General features: G+C 63.6%; 20 protein-coding genes, 1 other RNA gene and 2 pseudogenes. 13 read left to right on the top strand and 10 right to left on the bottom strand.

Annotated features, from left to right (window positions below; all coding sequences use genetic code 11):
• Positions 1-37 precede the first annotated feature (37 nt).
• From ubiH to PSOLE_RS15515, 3 genes are read right to left on the bottom strand one after another with little or no spacing between them, the layout of a single operon-like run.
• On the bottom strand, positions 38-1222 hold the full coding sequence (gene ubiH, locus PSOLE_RS15525) for a 2-octaprenyl-6-methoxyphenyl hydroxylase (protein ID WP_074857477.1): 1185 nt from the start codon (positions 1220-1222) through the stop codon (positions 38-40).
• A gap of 4 nt (positions 1223-1226) precedes the next feature.
• Complete coding sequence (gene pepP / locus PSOLE_RS15520) at positions 1227-2561, bottom strand: Xaa-Pro aminopeptidase (RefSeq protein WP_074857480.1); 1335 nt, start codon at positions 2559-2561, stop codon at positions 1227-1229.
• Between the two features lie 18 nt (positions 2562-2579).
• The gene (locus PSOLE_RS15515) at positions 2580-3134 is read right to left on the bottom strand and encodes a YecA/YgfB family protein (RefSeq protein WP_074857484.1); all 555 of its coding nucleotides are present in this window, start codon (positions 3132-3134) and stop codon (positions 2580-2582) included.
• Between the two features lie 349 nt (positions 3135-3483).
• Here PSOLE_RS15515 and PSOLE_RS15510 point away from each other — a divergent pair, with 349 nt between their 5' ends.
• The 4 genes from PSOLE_RS15510 to PSOLE_RS15495 all read left to right on the top strand — a co-directional run bounded on the left by PSOLE_RS15510 (position 3484) and on the right by PSOLE_RS15495 (position 4893).
• A complete protein-coding gene (locus PSOLE_RS15510) occupies positions 3484-3693 on the top strand; it encodes a TIGR02449 family protein (protein ID WP_074857487.1) in 210 nt (69 codons plus the stop codon).
• Positions 3690-3995, top strand: coding sequence for a cell division protein ZapA (locus PSOLE_RS15505; RefSeq protein ID WP_074857491.1), 306 nt, complete (start codon positions 3690-3692; stop codon positions 3993-3995). The genes PSOLE_RS15510 and PSOLE_RS15505 overlap by 4 nt, the downstream gene beginning before the upstream one ends.
• 67 nt (positions 3996-4062) lie before the next feature.
• A non-coding RNA gene (gene ssrS / locus PSOLE_RS15500) (6S RNA) lies at positions 4063-4241 on the top strand.
• 55 nt (positions 4242-4296) lie between these two features.
• Positions 4297-4893 (top strand): 5-formyltetrahydrofolate cyclo-ligase, encoded by a 597-nt coding sequence (locus PSOLE_RS15495; protein WP_074857494.1) that lies wholly within the window; start codon positions 4297-4299, stop codon positions 4891-4893.
• Positions 4894-4947: 54 nt separating this feature from the next.
• Here PSOLE_RS15495 and PSOLE_RS24950 read toward each other — a convergent pair whose 3' ends face one another.
• Complete coding sequence (locus tag PSOLE_RS24950; RefSeq protein ID WP_104728536.1) at positions 4948-5079, bottom strand: hypothetical protein; 132 nt, start codon at positions 5077-5079, stop codon at positions 4948-4950.
• Between the two features lie 195 nt (positions 5080-5274).
• Between PSOLE_RS24950 and PSOLE_RS15490 the strand changes: the two genes are divergently transcribed.
• From PSOLE_RS15490 to PSOLE_RS15470, 5 genes are all read left to right on the top strand, one after another.
• On the top strand, positions 5275-5721 hold the full coding sequence (locus tag PSOLE_RS15490) for an EVE domain-containing protein (protein WP_074857497.1): 447 nt from the start codon (positions 5275-5277) through the stop codon (positions 5719-5721).
• Between the two features lie 49 nt (positions 5722-5770).
• On the top strand, positions 5771-7627 hold the full coding sequence (locus PSOLE_RS15485; RefSeq protein WP_074857500.1) for a sensor domain-containing diguanylate cyclase: 1857 nt from the start codon (positions 5771-5773) through the stop codon (positions 7625-7627).
• An 84-nt stretch (positions 7628-7711) separates the two neighbouring features.
• Positions 7712-8749 carry an HlyD family secretion protein gene (locus PSOLE_RS15480; RefSeq protein WP_074857503.1) on the top strand — a complete coding sequence of 346 codons (1038 nt, stop codon included), beginning with the start codon at positions 7712-7714 and terminating at the stop codon, positions 8747-8749.
• Positions 8746-11451 (top strand): ribosome-associated ATPase/putative transporter RbbA, encoded by a 2706-nt coding sequence (gene rbbA / locus PSOLE_RS15475; RefSeq protein WP_074857506.1) that lies wholly within the window; start codon positions 8746-8748, stop codon positions 11449-11451. Before PSOLE_RS15480 ends, rbbA begins: the two co-directional genes overlap by 4 nt.
• Complete coding sequence (locus tag PSOLE_RS15470; protein ID WP_074857509.1) at positions 11451-12575, top strand: ABC transporter permease; 1125 nt, start codon at positions 11451-11453, stop codon at positions 12573-12575. The genes rbbA and PSOLE_RS15470 overlap by 1 nt, the downstream gene beginning before the upstream one ends.
• Positions 12576-12726: 151 nt before the next feature.
• Here PSOLE_RS15470 and PSOLE_RS15465 read toward each other — a convergent pair whose 3' ends face one another.
• Positions 12727-13131: a flagellar basal body-associated FliL family protein gene (locus PSOLE_RS15465; protein ID WP_074857512.1), complete on the bottom strand. Its 405-nt coding sequence runs from the start codon at positions 13129-13131 to the stop codon at positions 12727-12729.
• 155 nt (positions 13132-13286) lie between these two features.
• On the opposite strand from PSOLE_RS15465, the gene PSOLE_RS15460 reads away from it, so the two are divergent.
• Entirely contained in the window at positions 13287-14267 is a 981-nt protein-coding gene (locus PSOLE_RS15460) for an NADPH:quinone oxidoreductase family protein (protein ID WP_074857618.1), read from the top strand.
• Positions 14268-14432: 165 nt separating this feature from the next.
• Here PSOLE_RS15460 and PSOLE_RS15455 read toward each other — a convergent pair whose 3' ends face one another.
• From PSOLE_RS15455 to PSOLE_RS15435, 5 genes and pseudogenes are all read right to left on the bottom strand, one after another.
• Positions 14433-15401 carry a CDP-6-deoxy-delta-3,4-glucoseen reductase gene (locus PSOLE_RS15455; protein ID WP_074857515.1) on the bottom strand — a complete coding sequence of 323 codons (969 nt, stop codon included), beginning with the start codon at positions 15399-15401 and terminating at the stop codon, positions 14433-14435.
• On the bottom strand, positions 15401-16867 hold the full coding sequence (ubiD, locus tag PSOLE_RS15450; RefSeq protein ID WP_003458631.1) for a 4-hydroxy-3-polyprenylbenzoate decarboxylase: 1467 nt from the start codon (positions 16865-16867) through the stop codon (positions 15401-15403). Before ubiD ends, PSOLE_RS15455 begins: the two co-directional genes overlap by 1 nt.
• A gap of 133 nt (positions 16868-17000) precedes the next feature.
• Positions 17001-18260, bottom strand: coding sequence for a transcription termination factor Rho (gene rho, locus PSOLE_RS15445; protein WP_074857519.1), 1260 nt, complete (start codon positions 18258-18260; stop codon positions 17001-17003).
• Positions 18261-18567: 307 nt separating this feature from the next.
• Positions 18568-18894 carry a thioredoxin TrxA gene (gene trxA / locus PSOLE_RS15440; protein WP_003458627.1) on the bottom strand — a complete coding sequence of 109 codons (327 nt, stop codon included), beginning with the start codon at positions 18892-18894 and terminating at the stop codon, positions 18568-18570.
• 171 nt (positions 18895-19065) lie between these two features.
• Positions 19066-19593 (bottom strand): annotated as a pseudogene (locus PSOLE_RS15435) (FadR/GntR family transcriptional regulator); the annotation flags it as partial.
• Between PSOLE_RS15435 and PSOLE_RS15430 the strand changes: the two are divergent.
• The 3 genes and pseudogenes from PSOLE_RS15430 to ppx form a co-directional block, all read left to right on the top strand.
• Positions 19593-19898: pseudogene (locus PSOLE_RS15430) on the top strand (amino acid ABC transporter ATP-binding protein); the annotation flags it as partial. The pseudogenes PSOLE_RS15435 and PSOLE_RS15430 overlap by 1 nt on opposite strands.
• A complete protein-coding gene (locus PSOLE_RS15425; RefSeq protein ID WP_074857524.1) occupies positions 19895-20404 on the top strand; it encodes an ureidoglycolate lyase in 510 nt (169 codons plus the stop codon). The pseudogene PSOLE_RS15430 and the gene PSOLE_RS15425, both read left to right, overlap by 4 nt.
• 98 nt (positions 20405-20502) lie before the next feature.
• Positions 20503-22005 carry an exopolyphosphatase gene (gene ppx / locus PSOLE_RS15420; RefSeq protein WP_074857528.1) on the top strand — a complete coding sequence of 501 codons (1503 nt, stop codon included), beginning with the start codon at positions 20503-20505 and terminating at the stop codon, positions 22003-22005.
• Positions 22006-22108: the final 103 nt, after the last annotated feature.

The raw sequence follows: 22108 nt of genomic DNA, 5'->3' as shown, positions 1-22108 counted from the left end.
TCCCTATTGGTGCGCACAGCGCACCCTATGGAGCTGATCATAGATTGCGGGTTCCCATGCCCATGGCCTGGCGGGCGAACCAGCGCTTGGCTGGCGGCAGCAGGTCGAGGCCGAGCAAACCCAGGTTGCGCCCGGCAGTCAGCAGCGGCTGCGCGTTACTGAACAGACGCGTCACCTGATCGGAGAAGCCGACGGTCATTTGCTGATCGAGCTGTTGCCTTTGCTGGTAACGCTGCAGGGTGGCGAAATCGCCCAGTGTTGCCTCGCTATCGATAAGCACCTCGGCCAGCGCCAGGGTATCGCGCAGCGACAGGTTGTAGCCCTGGCCGGCGATGGGGTGCAGGCTGTGCGCGGCGTTGCCCAGCACCACCAGATGCGGACGCACCTGCTCCTGCGCCTCGACCAGGCTCAGCGGATAGAGATGCCGCGCACCCACCTGGCGCAAGGCGCCCAGGCGATAACCGAAGGCCTGCTGCAACTCGCTGAGAAAGCTGGTCTCGCTGACGCGCAACAGGCGCTCGGCGTCAGCCGCGGCGCGTGTCCAGACCAGTGCACAGCGGTTATCGCTCAAGGGCAGCAGCGCCATCGGGCCGTCATCGGTGAAGCGCTCGAAGGCCTGTCCGCGATGCGCCTCCAGCGGGCTGACGTTGGCAATCAGCGCACTCTGCCCATAAGGCTTGCTGCTGACGCCGATACCAAGCTGCTCACGCAGGCCGGAACGCCCACCATCGGCGAGAATCGCCAGTTCGCAGTCGAGGCAGGTTTCGTCGTTCAGGGTCAGGCGATAGCCGTCGTCGAGCCGCTGCATGCCGAGCACTTCGGCCGGGCAACGCCACTCGATCACATCCTGATCCAGCGCCTGCCACAGACAATGGCCGAGCCAGGCGTTCTCAGCTACATAACCGAGCGCCGGCACGCCTTCCTCGATGGCCTGCAGGCGCGTGGCGCCGAAGCGGCCGCGGTCGGAAACATGAATCTGTTGAATCGGCTCAGCCCGCTGGGCAATGCTCTGCCACAGGCCCAGGCGCTCGTAGATCAACCGGCTGCCATAGGACAGCGCGGTAGAGCGCGCGTCATAGCTGGGCTGGTATTCGCTGCCCGGGGCAAAGGGTTCGATCAGGGCGATGCGCCAGCCACGCTGACGCGCGGTGTCCTGCAGCGCCAGCGCCAGGCTCGCGCCGACCAGACCGCCACCGATGATCGCCAACTGTACGCGTGACATGGGCTCAGGCCGCCTCGCTACGCGCGGCCGCCATCAGCGCCTCGATCTCGGCAACGGTCTTGGGCACACCGTTGGTGAGAATCTCGCAGCCCTTCTTGGTCACGACCACGTCGTCCTCGATGCGCACACCGATGCCGCGCCATTTCTTGGCAACCTTGTCGTTGTCAGGGGCGATATAGATGCCTGGCTCGACGGTCATCGCCATGCCGATCTCCAGCACGCGCCACTGCCCGCCGACCTTGTAATCGCCGACGTCATGCACATCCATGCCCAGCCAGTGGCCGGCGCGGTGCATATAGAAAGGCTTGTAGGCTTCGCTGGCGATCAGCTCGTCAACATCACCCTCGAGCAGACCCAGATCAACCAGGCCGGCAGTGATCACCCGCACGGTGGCCTCATGGGCCTCGTTCCAGTGCCGGCCTGGAGCAATGAACTTGAATGCCTCCTCGTTGGCCTTGAGCACCAGTTCGTAGATGGCCTTCTGCTCGGGCGAGAACTTACCGCTGACCGGGAAGGTGCGTGTGATGTCGCTGGCGTAGCAGTCGATCTCGCAGCCAGCGTCGATCAGTACCAGGTCGCCGTCCTTGAGCGGTGCATTGTTCTCACGGTAGTGCAGGATGCAGGCATTTTTGCCCGCGGCGACGATGCTGCCGTAGGCCGGCATCTTCGCCCCGCCCTTGCGAAATTCGTACTCCAGCTCGGCTTCCAGGTGGTATTCGAACAGACCGGCGCGGCTGGCCTGCATCGCGCGCACGTGCGCACGCGCACTGATCTCGGCGGCCTCCTTCATCACCTTCACCTCGGCAGCCGACTTGTACAGACGCATGTCGTGCAACAGGTGATCGAGGGCGACGAACTCGCTCGGCGGCGTGGCGCCCTGACGGGCCTTGGCGCGGATGTGGTTGATCCACTCCATCAGCCGATGATCGAACTCCTGGTTGCAACCGATGGCGTAGTAGACGCGCTCGCGGCCTTCGATCAGCCCCGGCAGGATGTCGTCGATATCGCCGATGGGGAAAGCGTCATCGGCGCCGAATGTACTGATCGCACCGTCCTGGCCGGCGCGCAGGCCGTCCCACAATTCGCGCTCCGGGTCACGCTCGCGGCAGAACAGCACATATTCGCCATGCTCGCGCCCGGGAATCAGGGCCATCACCGCCTCCGGCTCGGGGAAACCGGTGAGGTACTGGAAGTCGCTGTCCTGGCGGTAGACATGCTCGACGTCACGATTGCGGATATACACCGGCGCTGCCGGCAGAATGGCGATGCTGTTGGGTTCCATCTGCGCCATCAGCGCCTTGCGCCGACGGGCATATTCGGACTTGGGGATGCTGATCAAGGCAGGCTCCGACGAAAATCAGTGCAGGGACGGTTTGGCAGCAGGTGCCGCAGGCTTGGCGCACTCGGTGAACAGCAACAGCGGCGCCACACGCAGGTATTCCATCACCTCCATGTAGTCGCTCTCACCATCTTCGGATTCTTCCAGGGCGCTCTGCACCTGGGCGATGGCGGAGAGATCCTGCAACACTTCCATGGCTTCGGCGCTCAGCGCACCGTCGCGAACGGTCAGGCCAAAACCACCGAGAAAGCCCTGGCACCACTGGCCCAGAGCTGTTGCGCGCTGCGCCAGCGGGGTTTCGTCATCCGGCAACAACAGCACCACGGTGACGTCTTCGCTGCACAGCTCACCCTTGACCATCTCCTGCAGGCCGATCAGCGCCTGGCGCACGTTATCCTGCGGCTCGCTGCCAAGCAGATCGGCAGCGTCGAGCAGCCAGGCATCAGCCTCGAAGCCGGCACCCGCGCAGCTGCGACCGAGCAGCAGGCCATGCAGTTCGGCAGGAGAAACGGAATGCCCGGCACTGTTCAACAGAGCGGCGAAGGCAGCGTAGGGAGAGCTTGGAATCGACATAGATAGCTAGGCGCCAGGCGGCGCAATCTCTAGAATGGAGGCCTCGTATCCTAGCACCGGCAGACGCGGCAAGACCATCCGAGGCCGCCGGGGTGATGCCGTCATCTGCATCACACCACTGCCAAGCATGGTTTGACCCATGACGGGCGCATCTAAGAACGTAGGCGAGGCAGTCAGCACAAGGCAAAAACAAGCGAGAAACGATCGGAGTCGCGCTCGACTTTACGAGTTGCAATTAACATTTTGAGCTTGTTTTTAACGCAGTGATGACAACGCAGGTAGTTTTTAGAGGTGCCCTGAACGGGACAGGCCTATATAGTCCAGCCATTCCCTCCCATAGCGAGAGCCCATGGAAGACGCCGATTTGCACGCATTGACCGCCAAGCTGGAGCTGCTGATCCAGCGTGTCGAGCAGCTAAAGGCTCACAACCGACTCCTGCTGGCGAATGAACAGGCCTGGCGCGAGGAACGCGCTCATCTGATCGAAAAGAACGAATTGGCCCGGCACAAGGTCGAATCGATGATTTCGCGCCTCAAAGCCCTGGAGCAGGACTCATGACCCAGTCGAACACCGTGACCGTCCACATTCTGGACAAAGAATATTGCATCGCCTGCCCGCAGGATGAACGCGCCAACCTGGAAAGCGCTGCCCGCTACCTGGACGGCAAGATGCGTGAGATCCGCACCAGCGGCAAGGTGATTGGCGCCGACCGCGTGGCGGTGATGGCCGCGCTGAACATCACCCATGACCTGCTGCACAGGCAGCAGCGCCTGGATCAGGACGCCAGCTCCACCCGCCAGCAGGTGCGCGATCTGCTCGATCGTGTCGACCATGCGCTGGCCGACGACCCGACGCCCTGAGCACCTTCATGCCTGCCATTTCGTCGCAGGCCGCCCCGCACACCCTCTGTTCGGGTATACTAAGCCCAACTTCCTGGGGTGTGCGCCAGTCGGTGATGTCCCTGAGCCGATACGCACAACCACGGGGGTTGCAAGTTGGGGCCGGTGTGCATGTCCGCCTGACGGAAAGCCTTAACGCCTCCTGCAACCTCCACCTTGAACTTTCGGGTTCAAGGGCTAAACCGACAGCGGCACGCCGGGAAGTCATCATTTCCTGCAGCGCGTTTCAGCACTGCTATCTGCCTCAGCACAACCTCACCTCATGACCACGTCCAGCACTCCCAGTCGCCCGCAACTGCGCCGCGTACTGCGCCTGCGCCGGCGTGCGCTCAGCCGCAGCCAGCAACGTGTTGCTGCACGCAACCTGTATCGGCAACTGGCACAAAGCCCGCAGTTTCGTCGCGCCCGGCACATCGCCCTGTACCTGCCCAACGATGGCGAAATCGATCCGCGGCCACTGCTCGCCGCTGCGCAGAAACGCGGCAAGCACATCTACCTGCCGGTGCTCAGCGCCTGGCCGCGCACCAAGATGGTCTTCCAGCGCGTCAGCCGGCACGAGAAACTGGCAGGTAATCGTTTTCGCATCCTCGAACCACGCCCGCAGCCAAAGCGCCAACGCAAGGTCTGGGCCCTGGATCTGGTGCTGCTGCCGCTGGTGGGCTTCGATGATCGTGGCGGGCGCCTGGGCATGGGGGGCGGCTTCTACGACCGCAGCCTGGCCTATCTGCACAGGCGCAAGAATTGGCACATGCCGACGCTGCTGGGCCTGGCGCATGAATGTCAGCGCGTGGACGAACTGGCGATGGCCAGCTGGGACGTGCCCTTGCAGGCAACGGTGACGGACAAGGCGTGGTATTGAGGTGAACCCTGCGGCACCGCACTCCCTGCGGTGCTCACGCGGGCAAACGGAGCGTCAGGGCTGCTGCGTGATATTGGCTGGAGCGTCGCCCTGGCGTTCCCAGAGACTCTGGGTGTAACCCGTGGTAACCACGCCCAGGCTGAACAGTACGACGAGAACCCACAAAAGATCTGGCTTGCGTTTCATCTATTGCCTCCCCCTTCAAGGCAATGCGCACGTTAGTCGCGCGCTATTGTTGTGTGCAATAAGGCGGCGCCAGGTGTTTAGCCGAGCATTTTCCGCCAGTCCCGAACGCAGTGCAATTTCCGGCGTCAACCGACCGTCGGAGACTTTCACTCAAACAAGCGTCCGCTTACGGACAGACCTGCAGGAGCAAAGTTCATGCCCCATTGGCTAATGAAATCCGAACCCGACGAACTGTCGATTCTCGATCTGCAACGCCTGGGCAAAACGCGCTGGGATGGCGTACGTAATTACCAGGCGCGCAACTTCATGCGCGCGATGCGGGCAGGCGACCTGTTCTTCTATCACTCCAGTTGCCCGCAGCCGGGCATCGCCGGCATTGCACGCATTGCCGGCGAGATCTACCCGGACCCAACCGCGCTCGACCCAGACAGCCATTATCACGACCCCAAGGCCAGTATCGAGAAGAACCCCTGGAGCGCCCTGGACGTCGAATTCGTCGAAGCCTTCGACGAGGTGTTGGCGCTGCAGCACCTGAAGAACAATCCGCTACTGGCCGAACTGGCGTTGGTACAACGTGGTAGTCGCCTGTCTGTGATGCCGGTGAGCGATGCCGAATGGACGGCAATTCTCGCCATGCGTTGAGTCGCATGCGGCACTGTGCTATCACCACACAGAGCCTAGGAGTTTTTCCATGCCGGCATTCTCCCCCTGGCCGGCGCGACTTGCGCTGGCGTTCCTGTTACTGGTACTGAGCGGCGCCAGCGTTCTGCTTTGGCGTCAGATCGAGGCCGTACAGCAACAGCGTGTCGATGAGCGTATCGGCTACCAGGCACGCAGCCTGGCGCGTCAGCTGGAGAGCACGCTGCACCTGGAGGTGGCCAGCCTCGAGCGTATCGCCCGCTTGTGGAACAGCCTGGGCCGCCTGCCGCAGGCCAGCTGGGGCGAGGAGGTGGAGCGCGTACTGCGAGGCTTTCCTGCCTACCAGTCGATCCAATGGATTGGCCCCGACCTGCATATGCGCTGGCTGCTGCCGGTAGCCGGCAACGAAGCGGCGCTGAATTTTCGTCTGCACCCGGAGCACCCCAATTACCCATTGGCGATGGAAGCTCGCGAGAGCGGTGAACAGCGCTTCTCCAACAGCTTCGATCTGGTCCAGGGCGGACGCGGTTTTGTTCTCTATACACCGCTGTACCGCGAGCTGAATGGCAGCAAGGTGTTCGACGGTTTCCTGCAGGGCGTATTTCGGGTCGAGCCGCTGATGCTGCAGTTGCTCACCCAGATCAATCGCGAAGCCTTCAACCTCGAGCTGCTGGAGAACAGTCACAGCCTGTTTCGTCATGGCGCAGCGGACACCGATATGCGACACGGCCTGCAACTGGGCCTGAGTCTGCTCAACAACCAGGACTTCAGCCTGCGCCTGAGCCCCACTGAACAACTGCTCGATCAGCTGGACTCGCCGCTGCCCGACGTCGTGCTCGGTGCCAGCCTGGCGATCAGCCTGCTGTTGGTTGCCGCCCTGGCTCTGGCGCTGGAGAACAGCCGCCGAGCCCATGCCCTGCAGCAGGCCAATCGTCGCTTCAAACTGGAAGCCGAACGCCGCGAAGAAACCGAACAGCGTCTGCGCGAGAACCGTGAGCGGCTGCAGTTGGTGCTCGACCTGACCGACTCCAGCCATGACGGACTGTTCATCTTCGACAGCGACAGCCGCGAGCTGCTGCACATGAACCAGGCCACCTACGCCACGCTCGACTACCGCCCTGAACAGTTCGCCGAATTGCTGCGCGATGCCCCGGACAAGCTCATGCCGGGTTTTCATCGCTGGCTGGAGCAGGCGCGCCAGGCGCAGCGCGACAACCTGTCGCGGATCTTCCAGCGCGAACTGATTCGCCGCGACGGCAGCCGGCAACCGGCCGAGATCAACACCCAGCTGGTGCAACTGCATGATCACGAATACCTGATCGCCGTTTCCCGCGACAACAGCGAGCGCCTGCAACTGGAAGCGCAATTGCAGCGTCTGTCACAACTCGACGGCCTGACCGGCCTGTACAACCGTCGCTACTTCGACCAGCAACTGCTGGCTGAATGGCGCCGCCTGCGCCGCCTCGCAGCACCACTGGCACTGCTGATGCTGGATATCGACTACTTCAAACCCTACAACGATGCCCTCGGCCACCTCGCCGGTGACGATGTCCTGCGCAAAGTCAGCGCAGCCCTGCGCGAAAGCCTGCAGCGCGAAGGCGACACCGCCTGCCGTTACGGCGGCGAGGAGTTCGCCATCATCCTCGCCAACACCCATCAGGAGGGCGCCGAGCAGGTCGCCGCACGCATTCATGCAGCGATAGCCAGCCTGGATATCAAGCACCCAACCAGCCCGCTGGGGCGTTTGACCCTGAGTATCGGCATCACCGTAGTGGATCCAGTGATTGACGAACAGCCAGGCGAATTGCTCGCCCAGGGCGATCAGGCGCTGTACCGTGCCAAACATGAAGGGCGTAACCGCACCTGCCTGTGGCAGCCGCCCGTGCTTGACCTGCATCAAGCCACCTAATGCGCATTCGACAGACAATCGACAGGTCGTGAAAACCCCGCAACCGGGGTTCAACAGGGAAGCCGAAATGATCACCAGGCCGTTCTGCTCGCTGCCGCCGTCGCCGTACTGGCTGCCACAGCCTGGTGGCAGCTGCGCCCGAACGGCCTGGGCGAGGGCTTCGCCAGCGGCAACGGACGCATCGAGGCCACCGAAGTGGATGTGGCCACCAAGCTCGCCGGGCGCGTTGCCAGCATCGAGGTGGACGAAGGTGACTTCGTCGAGCCAGGCCAGGTTCTCGCGCGCATGGACACCCAGGTGCTCGAAGCCCAACAGGCGCAGGCCCGCGCCCAATTGCGCCAGGCCGAGAATGGCCAGACCACCGCCGCCAGCCAGATCAGCCTGCGCCAAAGCGAGAAGCTGGCCGCCGAAGCCGTGGTGCGCCAGCGCCAGGCCGAACTGGATGCCGCGCGCAAACGTCACGCGCGCAGCGCCACCCTGGTCAAGCGCAACGCCCTGCCTCAGCAGACGCTGGATGACGATCTGGCCCGCCTGCAAAGCGCCGAAGCCGCGCTGGCCGCCGCGCGCGCCCAGGTAAGCTCGGCCGAGGCCGGTATCGCCGCCGCGCAATCGCAGGCCATCGAAGCGCAATCGGCGACCGAGGCGGCCCGAGCCAGCGTCGAGCGCCTGCAGGTGGACATCGATGACAGCCTGCTCAAGGCGCCTCGCGCCGGTCGCGTGCAATACCGCGTGAGCCAACCCGGTGAAGTGCTGGGTGCCGGCGGCAAGCTGCTCAACCTGGTGGACCTCACCGACGTCTACATGACCTTCTTCCTGCCCGAACGTCAGGCCGGTCGCGTCGCCCTCGGCAGCGAGGTACGCCTGGTGATCGATGCCGTACCGCAGTACGTGATTCCGGCCAGGGTCAGCTATGTCGCCAGCGTCGCCCAGTTCACCCCGAAGAGCGTGGAAACCGCCAACGAGCGCGAGAAACTGATGTTCCGGGTCAAGGCGCGCCTCGATCCCGAGTTGCTGAGCAGGCACCTGCAGCAGGTCAAGACCGGTGTACCGGGCATGGCCTACCTGCGCCTCGACCCTGACGCCGAGTGGCCCGCGCATCTGGCGATCAAGGTTCCGCAATGAACGCGGCGGTCGCACGCCTGAGCGGCGTCGGCCTGCGCTACGGCCAGACCCACGCGCTGCAACAGATCGAGCTGGCACTGCCGGCCCGCTGCATGGTCGGCCTGATCGGCCCCGACGGTGTCGGCAAGTCCAGCTTGCTGGCGCTGATCGCCGGGGCACGCAAGATTCAGGACGGCCTCGTCGAGGTGCTCGACGGCGACATGGCCGATGCCCGTCATCGGCGCAATGTCTGCCCGCATATCGCCTACATGCCGCAGGGCCTGGGCAAGAACCTCTACCCGACGCTGTCGGTGTTCGAGAACCTGGATTTCTTCGGTCGCCTGTTCGGTCAGGACGCTGCCGAACGCGAGCGACGCATCGAAGACCTGCTGCGCAGCACCGGTATGTCGGCCTTCCGCGAGCGTCCGGCGGGTAAGCTGTCGGGCGGCATGAAGCAGAAGCTGGGGCTGTGCTGCGCGCTGATCCACGACCCCGACCTGCTGATCCTCGACGAGCCAACCACCGGCGTCGACCCGCTGTCGCGCAACCAGTTCTGGGAACTGATCGCGCGCATTCGCGCACAGCGTCCGCAGATGAGCGTGCTGGTGGCCACGGCCTATATGGAGGAAGCCGAGCGCTTCGACCACCTGGTGGCGATGGATGCCGGACGCGTGCTGGCCGAAGGCAGCCCGGCGGAACTGCGCGTACGCACCAACAGCGCCAGCCTGGAACAGGCCTTTATCGCCTTGCTGCCCGAGGAGCGCCGCCGCGGCCATCAGCAGGTGCTCATTCCCCCCCTGCAAGACAGCCAAGAGATCGCCATCGAAGCCAAGGGCCTGACCATGCGCTTCGGTGATTTCGTCGCCGTCGACTCGGTGTCGTTTCGCATCCGCCGGGGCGAAATCTTTGGTTTTCTCGGCTCCAACGGTTGCGGCAAGAGCACCACCATGAAGATGCTCACCGGCCTGCTACCGGCCAGCGAGGGCGAGGCGCTGCTGTTCGGCCAGGCAGTTGACCCGCGCGACATGGCCACGCGCAAGCGGGTCGGCTACATGTCCCAGGCGTTCTCCCTGTATGGCGAACTGACGGTGCGGCAGAACCTGGTGCTGCACGCGCAACTCTTTCACGTACCCGCCGAGGAGATCGAGCCACGCGTGGCGCAGATGGCCGCACGCTTCGACCTCGGCGAAGTCATGGACATGCTCCCCGAGCGCCTGCCATTGGGCATCCGCCAGCGCCTGTCGCTGGCCGTGGCGGTGATTCACAAGCCGGAGATCCTGATCCTCGACGAACCCACCTCGGGGGTCGATCCGGTCGCACGCGACGGCTTCTGGCAACTGATGCTCGACCTGTCGCGCCAGGACGGCGTGACCATCTTCATCTCCACCCACTTCATGAACGAGGCGCAGCGCTGCGACCGCATCTCGCTGATGCACGCCGGCCGCGTGCTCGACAGCGACACGCCGCAGGGCCTGATGGACAAACGCGGCCTGGACAACCTGGAAGCCACCTTCATCGCTTACCTGCAGGAGGCGGCTGGCGAGCAAGCGGTCAGCGAGGCGCCGCCGCTGGAACAGGCGCCGCCACAACAGCGTCAACGCTTCAGCCTGCGCCGCCTGCTCAGCTATGCCCGCCGCGAAGCGCTGGAGCTGCGCCGCGACCCGATCCGTGGCGGCATGGCGCTGCTCGGCACCGTGCTGCTGCTGTTCATCATCGGCTATGGCATCAGCCTCGACGTCGAAGACCTGACCTTCGCCGTGCTCGATCGCGACCAGACCACCACCAGCCAGGAATACCACCTCAACCTGTCCGGCTCGCGCTACTTCCTGGAGAAGGCGCCGCTCTCCGACTACGACGAGCTGGAACGGCGCCTGCGCAATGGCGATATCAGCCTCGCCGTGGAGATTCCGCCGCACTTCGGTCGCGATCTCAAGCGCGGCGACAATCCGCAGATCGGCATGTGGATCGACGGCGCCATGCCGACCCGCGCCGAAACCATCAAGGGCTACGTCACCGGCCTGCATCAGCACTACCTGAGCGAACTGGCGCGGCGTTCGCCACAGCCGCAAGCAGCCAACGCCGCCGCGCTGGAGGTGCGCTACCGCTACAACCCGGACGTGGAAAGCCTCAAGGCCATGGTGCCGGCGGTGATCCCGCTGCTGCTGATGCTGATCCCGGCGATGCTCACGGCCCTCGGTGTGGTGCGCGAGAAGGAGCTGGGCTCGATCATCAATCTCTACGTTACCCCGGTCACCCGCCTGGAATTCCTGCTCGGTAAACAGCTGCCCTACATCGCCCTGGGTTTGTTCAACTTCATCCTGCTGATGCTGCTGGCAGTCACGGTGTTCGACGTCCCGCTCAAGGGCAACCCGCTGACTCTGCTGGCCGGCGCCCTGCTCTATCTGGCCTGCGCCACCGGACTCGGCCTGCTCATGTCGACCTTCACCAACAGTCAGATCGCCGCCGTGTTCGGCACCGCCATCGTCACCCTGCTGCCGGCCATCCAGTTTTCCGGGCTGATCTACCCGGTGGCCTCGCTGGAAGGCGCGGGCGCGCTGATCGGCCAGCTCTACCCGACCTCGCAGTTTCTGGTGATCAGCCGCGGCATCTTCTCCAAGGCGCTGGAGCTGCAGGACCTGACCGGCTACTTCACCGCTCTGGCCCTGACCATCCCGCTGCTGACGCTGCTCAGCGCTAGCCTGCTGCGCAAACAGGAGGTGTGATGGAACGCCTGGCCAATATCCTCCACCTCGGCATCAAGGAGCTGCGCAGCCTGCAGCATGACCTGGCGCTGGTACTGCTGATCATCTGGGCCTTCAGCATGGGCATCTACTCGGCCGCCACCAGCATGCCGGAGAGCCTGCACAACGCCGCCATCGCCGTGGTCGACGAAGACCAGTCGCAACTCTCCGAACGGCTGATCCAGGCCTTCCAGGCGCCCTACTTCCGTACCCCGCAACGTATCGACCTGAACGAGATGGATCGCGGCATGGATGCCGGGCGCTACACCTTCACCCTGAACATTCCACCGAACTTCCAGCGCGACGTGCTCGCTGGTCGCAGCCCGGCAATCCAGCTCAACGTCGATGCCACCCAGGTCAGCATGGCCTTCACCGGTGCCGGCTACATCCAGAATATCGGCGCCAGCGAGGTGGCCGAGTTCGTCCGCCGCTACCGGGGCGAGCTGCAGCAGCCGGCCGAACTGGTGGCACGCATAGAGTTCAACCCCAACCTGACGCGCGCCTGGTTCGGCTCGGTGATGGAGGTGATCAACCAGATCACCATGCTGTCGATCATCCTCACCGGCGCGGCGCTGATTCGCGAACGCGAGCACGGCACCGTCGAACACCTGCTGGTGATGCCGGTGACGCCACTGGAAATCATGCTGGCCAAGGTCTGGTCGATGGGGCTGGTGGTGCTCTCAGCTGCGGCGCTGTCACTGCTGCTGGTAGTGCAGGGCTGGCTGCAGGTGCCGATCGAGGGTTCGATTGCGCTGTTTCTGGTCGGCGCGGCACTGCACCTGTTCGCCACTACCTCGATGGGCATCTTCTTCGGCACGGTGGCGCGCTCGATGCCGCAATTGGGCCTGCTGATCATCCTGGTGCTGTTGCCGCTGCAGATCCTCTCCGGCGGCACCACGCCGCGCGAAAGCATGCCGGAGCTGGTACAGCAGATCATGCTGGCGGCGCCGACCACCCACTTCGTCGCGCTGGCCCAGGCCATTCTCTATCGCGGCGCCGGGCTGAATATCGTCTGGCCCTACATGCTGGCCATTGCCGGCATCGGCACGCTGTTCTTCATCGCCGCGCTGACGCGTTTTCGCAAGACCCTGGCGCAGATGGCCTGACAGAAGCGGAACCGCTTAAGCCGCGAAAAGCGGCTTTTCGTAGGGGCCCCGCCCCGGGGCGAAGCTTTTCAATTGCGCCTCGCCCTGGTTCGCGGCGGAGCGCCGCTCCTACGCATTCGCAGCGTCGACGCTTAACTGACTGCGCCCTCTTTTACTGAATGATCAGGTTGTTGAACAGCAGATCTTCGACGATAGGCTTGCCCTCTTCGCCATTGATCGCGTCCTGCACCTTCTTCAACGCTTCCAGGCGCAGGTTCTCACGGCCATCGGGAGCGTTGATGATCTCGCTGGTCTGGGCCGAGAACAGCATCACCATCTGATGGCGGATCAGCGGTTCATGCCGCTTGAGCTTCTCCTCGGCCTCGGTGCCGCTCACCCGCAGAGACACATCGGCCTTGAAGAACTTCAGACGATTGCCCTGATCCGCCAGGTTGCCGACCAAGGCTGGCGTCAGGTTGTGATAAATCGTCGCTGGATCCTCCTCCTTCTTTTCCGAAGACGCCAGGGCAGGCAGGCAGATCGACAGGCTCAACAGCAGGGCGGTCAACAGTTTCACGTTCGGCACTCCATCGGGGATGTGCCTAGCATAGCCATCCCCACGCCAGCACCCAAGCCCGACGCTTATGCCGACCTATCAGGCATCGGCATGCTCGTTGACCCTCGGCGGGCGCTTTCTACACTGCATGGCACCCTGCAAGAGGAATGACCTTCATGAAAGCCCTGCTGTGCAAAGCCTTCGGCCCTGCCGACACCCTGGTACTGGAAGACCTGCCAAGCCCCGAACCGAAGAAGAACGAGGTGCTGATCGAGGTGCAGGCCGCCGGGGTCAACTTCCCCGACACACTGATCATCGAAGGCAAATACCAGTTCAAGCCGCCCTTCCCCTTCGCCCCGGGCGGCGAGGTAGCCGGCGTGGTCAAGACCGTGGGCGAGAAAGTCAGCCATCTGCGCGCCGGTGACCGGGTGATGGCGCTGACTGGCTGGGGCGGCTTCGCCGAAGAAGTCGCCGTGCCGGCCTACAACGTGCTGCCAGTGCCCAAGAGCATGGATCTGACCACCGCGGCAGCCTTCGGCATGACCTACGGCACCTCGATGCACGCTCTCAAGCAGCGCGCCAACCTGCAACCGGGCGAAACCCTGCTTGTGCTCGGCGCCTCCGGTGGCGTCGGCCTGGCCGCGGTGGAGATCGGCAAGGCCATGGGCGCCAAGGTCATCGCTGCGGCGAGCAGCGCCGAGAAACTGGAAGTGGCGCGCAAGGCCGGCGCCGACGACCTGATCAACTACAGCGAACAAAGCCTCAAGGACGAGGTGAAGAAACTCACCGGCGGCCAGGGCGTGGACGTGATCTACGACCCGGTAGGCGGCACGCTGTTCGAGGAAGCCTTCCGCAGCATCGCCTGGAACGGCCGTTTCCTGGTGGTGGGCTTCGCTGCCGGCGGCGGTATCCCGGCGCTGCCGGCCAACCTGCCGCTGCTCAAGGGCGCCTCCCTGGTCGGCGTATTCTGGGGCTCCTTCGCCCAGCGCCAGCCGCAGGACAACGCCGCGAACTTCCAGCAGCTGTTCGCCTGGCATGCCGAAGGCAAGCTCAAGCCGCTGGTCTCGCAAACTTTCCCGCTGGAGCGTGGTGGCGAGGCCATCGCTACCCTCGGCCAGCGCAAGGCAGTGGGCAAGGTGGTAGTAACCGTTCGCTGACGGTGCAGCTAATGCCGATCAGATAAGCTTGCCAAAGCGGTCTTTCGTAGGAGCCCCGCCCCGGGGCGAAGCTTTTCAATCGCGTATCGCCCTGGTTCGCGGCGGGGCGCCGCTCCTACCCATTGGCAGCGTCGACGCTTAACTGACAGACATTAGCTTGTTAATTCAACTTCGCGGCGCGTAGGCGAACACATCGGCGCGCATCTGGTGGGCATCCATCCCGGCTTCGACCAGCGCATCGAGCGTGGCGTAGACCATGGCTGGTGAACCGCTGGCGTAGACGTGCAGCGCCTTGAGGTTGGGGAAATCCTCGCGCACCGCTTCGTGCAGCAGGCCGCAACGACCCGGCCAGCCACACTGGTCGCTGACCACCTGATGCAGGTGCAGATTATCCAGCTGTTGCCACTCGGCCCAATGTGGCAGTTCGTAGAAATCCTCGGGCCGACGCGCGCCCCAGTACAGATGCACCGGATGGGCAAAACCCGCCGCGCGGCAGTGCTCGATCAGGCTGTGCATCTGGCCCATGCCAGTGCCGGCAGCGATCAGCACCAGCGGCCCATCGGGCAGGTCGGCGAGGTGGGTGTCACCGTAGGGCATCTGCACGCGAGCCATGCCGGTGCGGCGCAGATGCTCCAGCAGGGCAATGCTGCTGTCTTCGCGGGCGAGGATGTGCAGCTCCAACTCACGCCCGGCGTGCGGCGCCGAAGCCAGGGAGAAGGCCGCCATCTCGCCATCCGGGCGCTGCAGCAGCAGGTACTGCCCGGCGTGATAACGCGGCGCCTTGCCGGCTGGGGTGCGCAGGCTCACGCGGAACACGTCGCCGCCCACGGCCTGGCATTCGGTCACCTGGCAGCTCAGCTCGCGCACCGGCAACTCACCCGGAGCCAGCACGCCATCCCAGTGCAGCACGCAGTCTTCCAGCGGCTCGGCCAGGCAGGTGAACAGCTCGCCGTGATCCAGCTCGGCGCCGGCTTGGCGCACTCGGCCCTCGACCAGCAGCGCGGCGCAGATATGGCAGTTGCCGTTGCGGCAGCTCTGCGGGCAGTCGTAGCCCAGGCGCCGGGCGCCATCGAGAATGCGTTCGCCTGGCTGCAGCGCGAGAGTGACGCCGGAAGGTTGCAGGGTGACATTCATCAATCGATTCCCAGCTCGCTCCACAGCGCGTCGACACGCGCCACCACGGCGGGATCCTTCTCGATGGCGCGGCCCCATTCGCGGGTGGTCTCGCCCGGCCACTTGTGGGTGGCGTCCAGGCCCATCTTCGAACCGAGGCCGGAGATCGGCGAGGCGAAGTCGAGGTAGTCGATCGGTGTGTTGTCGATCATCACCGTGTCGCGCTTGGGGTCCATGCGCGTGGTAATCGCCCAGATCACGTCATTCCAGTCCCGTGCGTTGATATCGTCGTCGGTGACGATAACGAACTTGGTGTACATGAACTGGCGCAGGAACGACCACACACCGAGCATTACCCGCTTGGCGTGGCCCGGATACTGCTTCTTCATGGTCACCACCGCCATGCGGTAGGAACAGCCTTCCGGCGGCAGGTAGAAATCGGTGATCTCGGGGAACTGCTTCTGCAGGATCGGCACGAACACTTCGTTCAGCGCCACGCCGAGGATCGCCGGCTCATCCGGCGGCCGGCCGGTGTAGGTGCTGTGATAGATCGGCTCGCGGCGACGGGTAATACGCTCGACGGTGAACACCGGGAAGGTGTCGACCTCGTTGTAGTAGCCGGTGTGATCGCCGTAGGGGCCTTCCGGTGCGGTCTCGCCCGGATGGATCACACCCTCCAGCACGATCTCGGCACTGGCCGGCACCTGCAGCTCGCTGCCAACCGCCTTGATCAGCTCGGTGCGATGGCCGCGCAAGAGGCCGGCGAAAGCGTATTCGGAGAGGGTATCGGGCACTGGCGTCACGGCGCCGAGAATGGTCGCCGGGTCGGCGCCCAAGGCGACGCACACCGGATAAGGCTTGTCCGGATGCTTCTGGCACCACTCGCGGTAATCCAGCGCGCCACCACGGTGGCTGAGCCAGCGCATGATCACCTTGTTGCGGCCGATCACCTGCTGGCGGTAGATGCCGAGGTTCTGCCGTTCCTTGTTCGGGCCCTTGGTGATGGTCAGGCCCCAGGTGATCAGCGGCGCCACGTCACCCGGCCAGCAGTGCTGGATCGGCAGTTTGCCGAGGTCGACGTCATCGCCCTCCTCGATCACCTCATGGCACGGCGCATCCTTGACCACCTTGGGTGCCATGGAAATAACCTTCTTGAAGATCGGCAGCTTGCTCCAGGCATCCTTCAGCCCCTTCGGCGGCTCCGGCTCCTTGAGAAAGGCCAGCAGCTTGCCGATTTCGCGCAGCTCGGAGACATCCTCGGCGCCCATGCCCAGCGCCACGCGCTTGGGCGTACCGAACAGGTTGCCGAGCACCGGCACATCGAAGCCTGTGGGCTTTTCGAACAGCAGCGCCGGGCCGCCCTTGCGCAGGGTGCGGTCGCAGATTTCGGTCATCTCCAGAACGGGCGATACCGGGGTCTGGATGCGCTTGAGTTCACCGCGCTTTTCCAGTTCACGGATGAAGTCGCGCAGGTCGCGATACTGCATGCAGGAGCCTCGTGTCGGACAGGCAAGAGTCGGCCGCAAAGTTTAGCGCCGAAGTCGGGCTTTCAGAAGGCTTGAACGCCTCCAGATACGACAAGGCCGGGTTTCCCCGGCCTTGTGGCAAGACATGAAGCGCTTATTTACGCTTCATCGACAGGAAGAACTCATCGTTGGTCTTGGTGGCCTTGAGCTTGTCGATCAGGAACTCGATCGCCGCGATCTCATCCATCGGGTGCAGCAGCTTGCGCAGAATCCACATGCGCGACAGCTCTTCCTCGCCGGTCAGCAGTTCTTCACGACGAGTGCCCGACTTGTTGATGTTGATGGCCGGGAACACGCGCTTCTCGGAAACACGGCGATCGAGGATCAGCTCCATGTTGCCGGTGCCTTTGAATTCCTCGTAGATTACTTCGTCCATCTTCGAGCCGGTTTCCACCAGCGCGGTGGCGATGATGGTCAGCGAGCCGCCTTCTTCGATGTTACGCGCTGCGCCGAAGAAGCGTTTCGGCTTCTCCAGGGCGTGGGCATCGACACCACCGGTGAGTACCTTGCCGGAGCTCGGGATCACGGTGTTGTAGGCACGCGCCAGACGGGTGATGGAGTCGAGCAGGATGACCACATCCTTCTTGTGCTCGACCAGGCGCTTGGCCTTCTCGATCACCATTTCGGCGACCTGCACGTGGCGGGTCGGCGGCTCGTCGAAGGTCGAGGCGACCACTTCGCCGCGCACGGTGCGCTGCATCTCGGTCACTTCTTCCGGGCGCTCGTCGATCAGCAGAACGATCAGGTGGCACTCGGGGTTGTTGCGGGTGATGTTCGAGGCGATGTTCTGCAGCATGATGGTCTTGCCCGCTTTCGGCGGAGCGACGATCAGGCCGCGCTGGCCCTTGCCAATCGGCGCGCAGAGGTCGATCACACGACCGGTGATGTCCTCGGTGGAGCCGTTGCCGGCTTCCATGGTCAGGCGCTGATTCGGGAACAGCGGCGTCAGGTTCTCGAACAGGATCTTGTTCTTGGCGTTTTCCGGGCGGTCGAAGTTGATGCTGTCGACCTTGAGCAGGGCGAAATAGCGCTCGCCTTCCTTCGGCGGGCGGATCTTGCCGACGATCGTGTCACCGGTACGCAGGTTGAAACGGCGGATCTGGCTGGGCGAGACGTAGATATCGTCCGGGCCGGCCAGGTAGGAAGAGTCGGCACTGCGCAGGAAGCCGAAACCGTCCTGGAGGATCTCCAGCACGCCGTCACCGGAAATTTCCTCGCCGCTTTTGGCATGCTTTTTCAGCAGGGCGAAGATGATGTCCTGCTTGCGCGAACGAGCCATGTTTTCCAGGCCCATTTGTTCGGCCATGTCCAGCAGTTCGGCAATCGGCTTTTGCTTGAGTTCGGTCAGATTCATAGGAATGACGTGATCATCGAGAGGAGAAGAAAGCTGTTAGCTTGAGAGGCCGCGCCGCAGAGAAGGCGACAGGATCGCGAACGAATTCGTATAGGAATGAATCGGCGACGGCGTGCAGAGAGCTGCATGGAGGATACAGCGGGATCGAATTTAACACCGTGAAAAAACAGCGTCTAGCCCTAAAAACGAAAAACCCCGCAAAAAGCAGGGTCTTCCAGAGCGACTTGCCTCAGAGGTGTAGGGTGGGCTTCAGCCCACCAGCACGCCACCTGCGAACAGCTCGGTGGGCTAAAGCCCACCCTACTCTTTAGATGTTGCTGTCGAGGAAGGCTGCCAGCTGCGACTTGGACAGCGCGCCAACCTTGGTCGCTTCGACGTTGCCGTTCTTGAACAGCATCAGGGTCGGGATACCACGTACGCCGTACTTCGGCGGGGTTTCCTGGTTCTCGTCGATGTTCAGTTTGCAGATCTTCAGCTTGCCTTGGTATTCCTTGGCGATCTCGTCGAGTACCGGTGCAATCATCTTGCACGGGCCGCACCACTCAGCCCAATAGTCGACCAGAACCGGACCTTCAGCCTGGATGACGTCCTGGTCGAAGCTGGCGTCGCTGACGTTGGTGATGAATTCGCTCATGAGGAGTCTCCGTATATTCGGAAGCAAAAAATTGCCGGGAGGAATTTTTGACGTCGCTTGCGACGGCCCGAAAGGTTGCCGCCAAAGATAGCAGGCAACCAAAAAGTGGCGACATCATAGCCCGGCTTGCCTGACACCGAAAGGCACTGGCGATTGAGCCACTCAATAGTTTCAATCACCAAGCGTGATGAAGGCTATTCCAGTACGCAGCGCTGCCGCGCGGATGTGCTGCTGCATGGCTTTCTGTGCCGGGCCGGCGGCATGCCGGGCCAGGGCCTTGAGGATCTTTCGATGCTCCTGCCAGGTTTCCTGCGCACGCTCCGGGCGGATGAACGGCAGCTTCTGACTTTCCAGGAAGATCTCGGCGCTGGAGGTGACCAGGGCGAACATCGCCTGGTTGCCGCTGGCGGCGAGAATACGCTGGTGAAACTCGAAATCCAGCCGGTTGGCCTGCTCGAAATCGCCTGCACGCAGCTCGCGGCGCATCTGCTCGACGTTGTCTTCGAGAATGTCCAGCACCTCGGCGGTCATCACCCCGGCCGCCAGACCACAGGCAAAGCCCTCCAGGGCGAAGCGCAACTGAAAGGTATCGGCCGCCGACACCTGCGCGGCGAAGGGCCAGGCGAAAGCGCCGGCCACCTCCGCCCTGGTCGGTTCCTGAACGAACACACCCTTGCCGGCTTGCACGCTGACCAGCCCAGCGCTTTCGCGTGGCCATCGCCCGCGCCCTGGCCATGTCGCCCAAGGTGCTGCTGTGCGACGAGATCACCTCGGCGCTCGATCCGGAGTTGGTCAACGAGGTACTGGCAGTGGTCAAGCAACTGGCCAGCGAGGGCATGACCCTGATCATGGTCACCCACGAGATGCGCTTCGCCCGCGAAGTGGGTAACAAGCTGGTGTTCATGCACCATGGCAAGGTGCATGAGATCGGCGATCCGAAAGCGCTGTTCGCCGCCCCGCAGACCGAAGAGCTGAGCAATTTCATCGGCTCGGTGAACCTGTGAACGCGCCGGCGCCCCTACCGCTGCGCATCGAGCCGCTGACCCGCGCGGCCTTCGCGCCCTTCGGCGAGGTGATCGAGACGGCCGGTGCCACGGCCTTCCCGATCAACGCCGGGACCACCACGCGCTACCACGACCTGGCCAAAGTGGAGCTGGCCGGCGAGGCGCCGCGCACCCTGGTCAACCTGTTCGAGGGCAGGGCCTGGCACGCGCCCATCGCCATCGGCATGCTCGAACGCCACCCGCTGGGCAGCCAGGCCTTTTATCCAGTGGACGGTGGGCGCATGCTGATCGTCGTCGCCCCACCCGGCGACCTGGACGAGTCGCAGATCCGCGCCTTCATCAGCGCGCCAGACCAGGGCGTGAACTACGCCCGCGGCACCTGGCACCACCCGTTACTCTGTCTGCAACACCCTGGACGCTTCCTGGTGGTGGACCGCGGCGGCGAGGGTCACAACTGCGACGAACAGCTTCTGAAACAGCCGCTGAGCGTGCTGAACCTGCGATAACCACAGTTCTAGACCAGTTTCGTACGACATCCGAATGCGTTGGCTCATGCGCTCAGTCGTGGCACGATGGCGCGGAAATCGAACGAGATGCCGCAATCATGCCCCAAGCCCCTGCCGAGAGTTTTCCCCTGATCGCCGCCATCGACCTGGGCTCGAACAGTTTTCATATGGTTTTGGCCAAGGCCGACAATCATGAAATCCGCATCCTCGAGCGCCTCGGCGACAAGGTGCAACTGGCGGCAGGCCTGGATGACGAGCGCCAGCTCAGTGAAGAAGCGATGCAACGCGGCCTGGATTGCCTGCGCCGCTTCGCCCAACTGACCAGCACCCTGCCGGAAGGCGCCGTGCGCATCGTCGGCACCAACGCCCTGCGTGAGGCGCGCAACCGCGCGGTGTTCATCCGCCGCGCCGAAGAAATCCTCGGCCACCAAGTGGAAGTGATTTCCGGCCGAGAGGAAGCCCGCCTGATCTACCTGGGCGTGTCCCACAGCATCGCCGACACGCCCGGCAAACGCCTGGTCGCCGACATTGGCGGCGGCAGTACCGAATTCATCATCGGCCAACGCTTCGAGCCGCTGCTGCGCGAGAGCCTGCAGATGGGCTGCGTCAGCTTCACCCAGCGCTATTTCAAGGACGGCAAGATCACTCCGGCACGCTATGCGCAGGCCTACACCGCTGCGCGCCTGGAACTGATGGGCATCGAGCACGGCCTGCGCCGCCTTGGCTGGGAGGACGCCGTCGGCGCCTCTGGCACCATCAAGGCCATCGGCCTGACGACCAAGGCTGCCGGCCTGGGCAATGGCGAGGTCAACGCCGAAGGCCTGGCCTGGCTCAAGCGCAAGGTGTTCAAGCTGGGCGAGGTGGACAAGCTCGACCTCGACGGCATCAAGCCGGATCGCCGCGGCATCTTCCCCGCCGGCCTGGCGATTCTCGAAGCCATCTTCGATGCCTGCGACATCCAGCGCATGAGCCACTCCGAAGGTGCTCTGCGTGAAGGCGTGCTCTACGACCTGCTTGGCCGCCACCAGCACGAGGACGTCCGCGAACGCACGCTGGCGGCGTTCATGGAGCGCTACCACGTCGATGTCGACCAAGCCGCTCGGGTCGAGGCAAAGGCGCTTTCAGCGCTGGACAAGGTTGCCAATGATTGGGGGCTGACCGACGACTGGCATCGTGAACTGCTCAGCTGGGGCGCCAAGGTGCACGAGGTGGGTCTGGATATCGCCCACTACCAGTACCACAAGCACGGCGCCTATCTGATCGAGCACTCCGACCTGGCCGGTTTCTCGCGCCAGGATCAGCAGATGCTAGCGCTGCTGGTGCGCGGCCACCGGCGCAACATTCCCAAGGACAAGTTCGCCGACTTCGGCGAGGAAGGCGTGAAGCTGATGCGCCTGTGCGTACTGCTGCGCTTCGCCATCCTCTTCCACCATATCCGCGGCACGCAGAGCATGCCCGAAGTGCAGTTCAAGGTCGGTGAGAACAGCCTGGAAATCGTCTTTCCCGAAGGCTGGCTGGCCGCCAACCCGCTGACCCTGGCGGACTTCGAAGCCGAAGCCGAATGGCTCAAGCGTATCAATCTAACGTTGAGCGTGCGCTGATACCCCGGCTGAACACATGGCGCACCCTAGGGTCTGTTGCCGTTTCGACGCGAGCCGTGCGCGAAACGGCAACAGACCCTAGGGGCGCGGCTCGGCCTGTAGG

It is taken from the genome of Pseudomonas oleovorans subsp. oleovorans (assembly GCF_002197815.1).
Taxonomy (GTDB): Bacteria; Pseudomonadota; Gammaproteobacteria; order Pseudomonadales; family Pseudomonadaceae; genus Aquipseudomonas; species Aquipseudomonas oleovorans.
This window is presented reverse-complemented; position numbering and strand designations above follow the sequence as displayed.

What these genes read in the sequence shown, in the direction of transcription:
- rho (WP_074857519.1), bottom strand. Translation starts at nt 18,260, where the DNA reads ATGAATCTGACCGAACTCAAGCAAAAGCCGATTGCCGAACTGCTGGAC.
- PSOLE_RS24950 (WP_104728536.1), bottom strand. Translation starts at nt 5,079, where the DNA reads ATGAAACGCAAGCCAGATCTTTTGTGGGTTCTCGTCGTACTGTTCAGC.
- ubiH (WP_074857477.1), bottom strand. Translation starts at nt 1,222, where the DNA reads ATGTCACGCGTACAGTTGGCGATCATCGGTGGCGGTCTGGTCGGCGCG.
- ubiD (WP_003458631.1), bottom strand. Translation starts at nt 16,867, where the DNA reads ATGCAGTATCGCGACCTGCGCGACTTCATCCGTGAACTGGAAAAGCGC.
- PSOLE_RS15490 (WP_074857497.1), top strand. Translation starts at nt 5,275, where the DNA reads ATGCCCCATTGGCTAATGAAATCCGAACCCGACGAACTGTCGATTCTC.
- rbbA (WP_074857506.1), top strand. Translation starts at nt 8,746, where the DNA reads ATGAACGCGGCGGTCGCACGCCTGAGCGGCGTCGGCCTGCGCTACGGC.
- PSOLE_RS15470 (WP_074857509.1), top strand. Translation starts at nt 11,451, where the DNA reads ATGGAACGCCTGGCCAATATCCTCCACCTCGGCATCAAGGAGCTGCGC.
- trxA (WP_003458627.1), bottom strand. Translation starts at nt 18,894, where the DNA reads ATGAGCGAATTCATCACCAACGTCAGCGACGCCAGCTTCGACCAGGAC.
- PSOLE_RS15505 (WP_074857491.1), top strand. Translation starts at nt 3,690, where the DNA reads ATGACCCAGTCGAACACCGTGACCGTCCACATTCTGGACAAAGAATAT.
- PSOLE_RS15495 (WP_074857494.1), top strand. Translation starts at nt 4,297, where the DNA reads ATGACCACGTCCAGCACTCCCAGTCGCCCGCAACTGCGCCGCGTACTG.
- PSOLE_RS15515 (WP_074857484.1), bottom strand. Translation starts at nt 3,134, where the DNA reads ATGTCGATTCCAAGCTCTCCCTACGCTGCCTTCGCCGCTCTGTTGAAC.
- PSOLE_RS15455 (WP_074857515.1), bottom strand. Translation starts at nt 15,401, where the DNA reads ATGAATGTCACCCTGCAACCTTCCGGCGTCACTCTCGCGCTGCAGCCA.
- PSOLE_RS15510 (WP_074857487.1), top strand. Translation starts at nt 3,484, where the DNA reads ATGGAAGACGCCGATTTGCACGCATTGACCGCCAAGCTGGAGCTGCTG.
- PSOLE_RS15460 (WP_074857618.1), top strand. Translation starts at nt 13,287, where the DNA reads ATGAAAGCCCTGCTGTGCAAAGCCTTCGGCCCTGCCGACACCCTGGTA.
- ppx (WP_074857528.1), top strand. Translation starts at nt 20,503, where the DNA reads ATGCCCCAAGCCCCTGCCGAGAGTTTTCCCCTGATCGCCGCCATCGAC.
- PSOLE_RS15485 (WP_074857500.1), top strand. Translation starts at nt 5,771, where the DNA reads ATGCCGGCATTCTCCCCCTGGCCGGCGCGACTTGCGCTGGCGTTCCTG.